Here is a 3889-nt window from a genome sequence, read left to right on the forward strand (position 1 = left end):
CCCAAAAGACAACAATCGGATTTTCTTCATGATTTTTATAATCAAAGCAAATTAAATTTCCTGCTGGGTCAAATGCAAAAGGAAATAATTCTTTAGGCAATGTATCAATAAAGTCACTATATACATCAACTATATATTCATCACTATTTTCATTAAAAGATAATAAAGTACCGAAAACTCTTTCGTGATTATTCACATTAAATAATTCTGGCTCTACATTGGCACCATTATTTACAGCTACACATTTTATATAATCAATTGGAAATTTAAAACCTATTTTATTACTAATCTCTCTCACAAGATCTTCATTTACAGCTTCATCAGCAAATTGCCATTCTACTTTTCTCACCAAGTTCCATCACTCCACTGTTATTTACTCTTAAGTAATTTTACAAACTGTTCTATATGTTACTAATAATATATTGTAATTTTTTACATTAATGGATTTCCTTCTCATTTAGAGCATCGGGTAATTAGTTCTATCTCCTCTTTTGTCGGTGCAACTTTTTTTCTAATTATATTCCCTTGTTTATCCCATTCGGTATACTTTAAGCAAATGCCAAACTTAAATTCTCCTTCATATTTGAGTACTTCGCATTCATACCAAATTTTCCGTATTCCTCTTGTCTGTCCTTTTATCATGTAATCCGCAGCTTTCACTTTTCCGCTCTGATGAAACTTAACATAATTACCTTCTTTAAAACCATCCTTATAGTAACAATAATACGCTAGGTTGCCATTTTCATATAACTCATAAGCTAAACCAGTAAAAGGTTTCCCATTCTTATCTTCTGGCTTATCTAACACTTCATCACTGGATGAGGTAAACCATAGTTCCTCATCAAAATTTATTCCATGCTCTAATACATATTTTTTACTGAGTACATCCATCTTATTTTCCAACTTTATTCACCTCGAAGCAACAATCAAAGCTTTCCGTTATAGTCAAAATCACTCCTTAACAGGGTGCCATAGAATGTTTTATATTCGTCACATATATCGTTTTCTTATACAACTACATGTCCATAAAAATACTTTTTACCAATCTTCCATTCTTTCTTTGTTAGAACATCAATATATGACATCAGCTCTCTATTTTTTTCATTTGTTATTATCGTATCGTATTGAATAGGACATTTGATTCCACTCCAAATTGATAAAACGGAAGGTATAATAACAACATTATAAGTAGTTCTATCTCTTAAAGAACTCATAACTTCCGAAACTAACTCCTTTGCCAAATCTCCAGGAAAAGATAGTCTATTACGATAATAGTATTCTTGCGTATCGTTATTTTCGATAAAACTAGAATAAGCTTCATTAAATTCTTCTAACGATACTTCATAATACTCGTCCTCAATTCCAAGCATCCATGAAAGTTCATTTCTAATAGCTTTTTCAACAAAGGTATCTTCCCACTCTTCTAGTAATGCTAGAAGATATGGTACTACATGATATGAAAGAGTTTCACTAGCACTTACTACAAAATTATGAACTCCATCCTCTGAAGCACTTGAAAGGAATTTCAAATTATTCGTTTCTAATAAATCATCGTGAGTAGCTATTGAACAAAATAGTCTAGTGCATAAATGTAAAACAAGCTCATTTCGAGTACTATTCATAAGTTCAATTAGTAACCCCTTTACGGAGAAATCACCTAACTTTAACAATTCGTTAATTAAAATAAAGTATTCTGCCTCTGTTGCACTATCCCTTAAGTTAGACTTAAGAGTTTCAATTGTATGATTAGAAACTTCTCCATACCAAATATCTTTTTTTAGATGCTCCAATTCCATCATTCCCCCTCCTTTTATTGCTGCTTACATTTATACGAACCATTTTATATGGATAATATTATTAATCATGTAACTTATTTAAAAACTCCGTAAARTTATWAGCMAYAWARAATACATTTYCYCTCGCTACTTCCTCTGCTTCYTCWKCCGTAATCCCTTCGCTTTCCATCAATACTTCCTTTTCCCATGCACCTTCATGTTCCCAAAAGACAACAATTGGGTCTTCTTTATGATTTTTATAATCAAAGCAAATTAAATTTCCTGCTGGGTCAAATGCGAATGGAACCAATGCTCTCGGTAATGTGTCATTGTAATCATGAAATACCTCAATAATATTTTCATCATCATCCATATCATAAGTTAGTAATATCCCAAAAACCTTTCTCTTCTCCTCAACTTCAAATATTTCTGGGCTAACATGTGCTCCATTATTCTTCATTACACATTCTATATAATCTAAAGGGAAATGAATGCCCAACTCCTTTTCCRCATTCTTTACATTTTCTCGCAATAAAGGCTTATCTGGCAATCTCCATTCTACTTTACTCATCTCGCACCATCCCTCTGAATTTCCTCAATTAATTACTACACATGTAAAACAGTTATAAAAGACCTTAATAAATTACATTTAAAATCTTATTTATATCTGTCATACAGTCTTGCACTAAATCGTAAAAACCAACATGTACACTATCTTCATATACCCAAAAAAGGTCTGTACCATATGGTGCTTCAAATATTTCTAACATTTGAGGTGCAATTGAATACATTGATTCTGCATTAATTATGCAAAAGTTTTTTGGATTGTTTACATATTCATCATCATCCACTTCTGAAAAGATGTTCCAACCATTTAATTGAGAAATAGAACTTTCTTCTCGAAAACTATATCGAATAGGTACCCCATTAAAAACATTTCTAGATACAATAAACCCTCCATATGCATCATTTCTATTTGTCATGTTCATACTCCTTTACAATATCAATATGTCTATGAATAAAGAGCGACAGGCAATACGAATTGTATGTGAACGTAATATCATTCTCCCTCGTGCTAAACCCAGCCTTCATTCGTATACATTGACCGGATACTCCTAATAAGTAAAGTCCATTTCCATCATCGTGGAGCTTATACATAAATTTTTGAATATGTAATACGAAAAAAGATGTAGATTATTCTACATCTTTTCTTATTTATAAGACTCTTAGTTTAATATCTCTTATACCAAATGCATTGCATACTTCACATAGAAAAGGTGATAAGGAAAGAGAAGTGTACTTCAAGTCACATCGTTATCCATAAGTCTACTCCTAAATACTTTTAATTAGTTTTATTCCCTCAATAAAGAATAATACTAAGTGCATAGCGTTTATTAAAAACCATAACATGAAATTTGAGTTCTTTACAGTCTTCAACTGATTTGACTTTGTATCAGACAATTCTATCTTTAAAGACGTTAATATAATAGTGTTAGACATAAAACCTAGCAATATAAATCCAAATAAAGGTAAGTTTGTTATAGCACCTATTACCATAATTCCTATGTATACTATAGTTAACTTCTTAATATACTGTTTATCTTCTTTTAACTTCTCTATATCCTTACTCTTAAACCAGTCTCTTGCTATTCTTACAAAGACAATACTTTGAAATACCAGTACAATTATACTTACAAAGATAAGAAACAAAGTCTCAACATTATTTTCAATTAAGTTCCCTATACCGTTCATTTCATCTGTCCCCCTTTTCTTTATGTAATATTGACTTTAATAATACAATCTATTAAGCAATTCCGTAAATGTGTTACAAATTGGCTCAATTGCACTCTCATTTTGTTCTTCATGATTATAAAATATAACTGTTGGTTCATTCTTGTTCTGTCGATAATCAAAACAAATTAAATTTCCAAAAGGATCTCTACCAAAGGGAATCAATTTTTGTATGGCAAATTCAGAAAACATCTTTATATTTAAGTCTTCATCAGTTAAACTAATCAAATCATTGAAGACCGCCTCAATTCTTCCACTATCACAATCAAACGTATTTGGTTCTGGGTAACCTCCATCATTTTCCATTACACATTTTTTATAAT

General features: G+C 30.9%; 7 protein-coding genes. All 7 read right to left on the reverse strand.

Translation table 11 applies throughout. From position 1 onward, the window contains the following. A partial coding sequence (locus tag AC1DTM_RS19815) for an SMI1/KNR4 family protein (protein ID WP_477000703.1) occupies positions 1 to 349 on the reverse strand: 349 nt, incomplete at its 3' end. 104 nt (positions 350 to 453) lie between these two features. Further along, entirely contained in the window at positions 454 to 891 is a 438-nt protein-coding gene (locus AC1DTM_RS19820) for a toxin-antitoxin system YwqK family antitoxin (RefSeq protein WP_050552601.1), read from the reverse strand. 116 nt (positions 892 to 1007) lie between these two features. Then, positions 1008 to 1796, reverse strand: a complete 789-nt coding sequence (gene imm47 / locus AC1DTM_RS19825) for an Imm47 family immunity protein (protein ID WP_016105403.1) — start codon at positions 1794 to 1796, stop codon at positions 1008 to 1010. 61 nt (positions 1797 to 1857) lie between these two features. Continuing rightward, positions 1858 to 2346: an SMI1/KNR4 family protein gene (locus AC1DTM_RS19830; protein WP_477000704.1), complete on the reverse strand. Its 489-nt coding sequence runs from the start codon at positions 2344 to 2346 to the stop codon at positions 1858 to 1860. A 64-nt stretch (positions 2347 to 2410) separates the two neighbouring features. Further along, positions 2411 to 2758, reverse strand: coding sequence for a DUF2185 domain-containing protein (locus AC1DTM_RS19835; protein WP_199715437.1), 348 nt, complete (start codon positions 2756 to 2758; stop codon positions 2411 to 2413). A 349-nt stretch (positions 2759 to 3107) separates the two neighbouring features. Continuing rightward, positions 3108 to 3527, reverse strand: coding sequence for a hypothetical protein (locus tag AC1DTM_RS19840; RefSeq protein ID WP_016105407.1), 420 nt, complete (start codon positions 3525 to 3527; stop codon positions 3108 to 3110). A gap of 36 nt (positions 3528 to 3563) precedes the next feature. After that, positions 3564 to 3889: SMI1/KNR4 family protein (locus tag AC1DTM_RS19845; protein ID WP_477000705.1), on the reverse strand; the 326-nt coding region annotated here is incomplete at its 5' end.

This window comes from Bacillus sp. P4_D3 (assembly GCF_056401855.1).

Excerpts from the sequence above, each read along its gene's own strand:
- imm47 (WP_016105403.1), bottom strand. The coding sequence starts at position 1,796 with ATGGAATTGGAGCATCTAAAAAAAGATATTTGGTATGGAGAAGTTTCT.
- AC1DTM_RS19820 (WP_050552601.1), bottom strand. The coding sequence starts at position 891 with ATGGATGTACTCAGTAAAAAATATGTATTAGAGCATGGAATAAATTTT.
- AC1DTM_RS19840 (WP_016105407.1), bottom strand. The coding sequence starts at position 3,527 with ATGAACGGTATAGGGAACTTAATTGAAAATAATGTTGAGACTTTGTTT.
- AC1DTM_RS19835 (WP_199715437.1), bottom strand. The coding sequence starts at position 2,758 with ATGACAAATAGAAATGATGCATATGGAGGGTTTATTGTATCTAGAAAT.